Genomic DNA, 2,248 nt, shown 5'->3' on the forward strand with positions numbered 1-2,248 from the left:
CTGGTGGACGACCCAGCCCGCGCGCGCAGCCCGCTCTCGCGCGGCGCCTTCACCTGGGGCGGCGTCTACGGCCATCAATGGATCGTCGATCCCGACCGCGCCACCACGATCGTGATGATGAGCAACACCGCGCTGGCCGGCATGGCCGGCGCCTACCCCGATGCAGTGCGCGACGCGGTCTACGGCGTATAGGGATAGGGGCGGGAACACCCACCCCGCCGCCCCCGTTCCCGTTATTCCTGATCCGGGGCCGACGCCGCATTCAACTGGATGTAGCGCTCGATGCCGATCTGCCGGATCAGGTCGAACTGCCGGTCCAGGAAATCCACATGCTCTTCCTCATTGTCCAGGATCTTCAACAGCAGATCGCGTGACACATAGTCCCGCACCGACTCGCAATAGGCGATCCCGTCGCGCAGATCCTGCAGCGCCTTCTCCTCCAGTTTCAGGTCGCATTGCAGGATCTCCTCGACCGACTGCCCGACCAGGATCGTATTCAGCCGCTGCACGTTCGGCAGTCCGCCCAGGAACAGGATCCGCTCGATCAGCCAGTCGGCATGGCGCATCTCCTCGATCGACTCGTCATATTCATGCTTGCCCAGCCTGGTGACGCCCCAGTGGCGCAGGGTGCGGGCATGCAGGAAATACTGGTTGATCGCCGTCAGCTCGTTGGTCAGTTGGGTGTTCAGATGGTCGATGACTTGCGGATCCTTGATCATCGCGACTCCTTGTGCGCTGCGGGCGGGGGCTCGGCCCTATCGATCGGCCCCGTTGATCGGCCCCGTTGATCGGACAGACTCCCCCGGACGCGTAAAGTTGCCCGCCGGCCGCCCGCGGCGCCAGTGGCGGATCGCCCCTTCGTCCGGGATGTTAAGAATGATATTGCGAATCATTATCACTTATGGTTGAAGCAGCAGGCACGGAAATGGGACCTTCCATGTTTGTCTGCTCTTGCAACATGCTGACCGACCGCGATCTGCACGATGCCGTTGCCGGGGGCGCCACCCGCCCGGGCGAAATCTATGCCGCCAAGGGCTGCCGCGCGCAGTGCGGCAATTGCGTACCGGGCGTGCTGTGCCTGCTGCGCCGGGCCATCCAGGCACGCGCCGAAGCAGACCTCGCGGACCTGGCTCCCGCAACCTGACCGTGAAACCCGACCGCGCATCCCCGGACTCCACGGCCAAAAGGGGATGCGGTCGCGACGCACCCTTGATACAAGGGCCCCATGTCTCTTGGTGATCGCGTCAATCAGTTCGATGGCTGGCTGCTGGACAGGGTCTTCCAGCCTTTCGCCGACCGCCTGCCCGAATCCCTGTCCGCAATGGCCCTGGGCATGAGCTTCCAGTTCGGCGCCATCATGCTGTCGGCGGCGTCGATCGTGGCGATGATCGTCATCGGCCACATGTCGCTTAGCGACGCCATGTTCAACGTGCTGGTCTGGTGCCTCGGCCTGGCCTTCTATACCGGCATCAACCGGGTCCGGCCGCTGGTGCGCCCCGGCCATCTCAATCCGCTGCGGGTGATGCTGGCCGGCATGCGGCCGCTGTCGATCCCGTTCGCCGTCTACGCGATCTACCAGGGCGCGACCGCCCCGCCGCATTTCGAGATCGCGCTGTGGTTCAATTCGCTGGCGAATATCATCTTCGTCGCCGGGATCTACCTGATCTCGTGCGAAATCCGCCCCCCGGGCCACCGCCAGGCCGCCCGCGCACGCTTCGGCCGCATGCAGGAACAGGGCTCGCTCTAGATTAGCCGGCGACCCCTTGCAGGCCCGAGGGGCGCGCCTCTGATCGGCCGTCGCCGACTCAGCTCCTGGGCGGCATCCAGCGATCGCCGGCATGGCGCGAATGGGCGACGAAGAAACCCAGCATCACGCCGATCGCCCCGGCCAGCGCCGCCATCCGCCACCCGGCTCCCGCCAGCATGATGGCCGCAGGCCCGATCGCCAGCCCGATTGCGACACAGGTCAGGCTCTCGCGCCAGGTCGGGCCGAAATGGCGCTCGGCCCCGCAATGGGGGCAGGCTTCCACGGTGCCCCGGACGGGCCGGTGGCAGAGCGGGCATTGCGCGATGCTGCTGGCGACGGGCTGAAGGCTCATGAATCGGGGCTCACGATAATCGGGGGCCAGGGTAGTAATCTGGGCAGGGGCCAGGGCGGGGCCAGGACGGCGCGCTCACTGATGCTCGGATTCGGCGATGCGCTGTTCGGCCGCCATGCGCCAGGGCGCGTCGGCGGGCGCGGCATCCA

The 2,248-nt window shown here is 66.3% G+C and carries 4 protein-coding genes and 1 pseudogene; 3 read left to right on the forward strand and 2 right to left on the reverse strand.

Annotated features, from left to right (window positions below):
• Positions 1–192, forward strand: a pseudogene (locus tag HUK84_RS15445) (serine hydrolase); the annotation flags it as partial.
• A gap of 41 nt (positions 193–233) precedes the next feature.
• Here the strand turns inward: HUK84_RS15445 and bfr are convergent.
• Positions 234–719 (reverse strand): bacterioferritin, encoded by a 486-nt coding sequence (gene bfr, locus HUK84_RS15450; protein WP_176641078.1) that lies wholly within the window; start codon positions 717–719, stop codon positions 234–236.
• Between the two features lie 218 nt (positions 720–937).
• Between bfr and HUK84_RS15455 the strand changes: the two genes are divergently transcribed.
• Together HUK84_RS15455 and HUK84_RS15460 are read left to right on the forward strand one after the other, a co-directional pair.
• The gene (locus HUK84_RS15455) at positions 938–1,144 is read left to right on the forward strand and encodes a (2Fe-2S)-binding protein (protein ID WP_176641079.1); all 207 of its coding nucleotides are present in this window, start codon (positions 938–940) and stop codon (positions 1,142–1,144) included.
• Between the two features lie 81 nt (positions 1,145–1,225).
• Positions 1,226–1,747: a hypothetical protein gene (locus tag HUK84_RS15460; RefSeq protein WP_176641080.1), complete on the forward strand. Its 522-nt coding sequence runs from the start codon at positions 1,226–1,228 to the stop codon at positions 1,745–1,747.
• 58 nt (positions 1,748–1,805) lie between these two features.
• Here the strand turns inward: HUK84_RS15460 and HUK84_RS15465 are convergent, their stop codons facing one another.
• Positions 1,806–2,099, reverse strand: a complete 294-nt coding sequence (locus tag HUK84_RS15465) for a hypothetical protein (protein ID WP_176641081.1) — start codon at positions 2,097–2,099, stop codon at positions 1,806–1,808.
• Positions 2,100–2,248: the final 149 nt, after the last annotated feature.

Origin of the sequence: Nguyenibacter vanlangensis (genome assembly GCF_013376155.1) — a bacterium.
Lineage (GTDB): Bacteria > Pseudomonadota > Alphaproteobacteria > Acetobacterales > Acetobacteraceae > Gluconacetobacter > Gluconacetobacter vanlangensis.

Excerpts from the sequence above, each read along its gene's own strand:
- HUK84_RS15465 (WP_176641081.1), bottom strand. The coding sequence starts at position 2,099 with ATGAGCCTTCAGCCCGTCGCCAGCAGCATCGCGCAATGCCCGCTCTGC.
- HUK84_RS15455 (WP_176641079.1), top strand. The coding sequence starts at position 938 with ATGTTTGTCTGCTCTTGCAACATGCTGACCGACCGCGATCTGCACGAT.
- bfr (WP_176641078.1), bottom strand. The coding sequence starts at position 719 with ATGATCAAGGATCCGCAAGTCATCGACCATCTGAACACCCAACTGACC.
- HUK84_RS15460 (WP_176641080.1), top strand. The coding sequence starts at position 1,226 with ATGTCTCTTGGTGATCGCGTCAATCAGTTCGATGGCTGGCTGCTGGAC.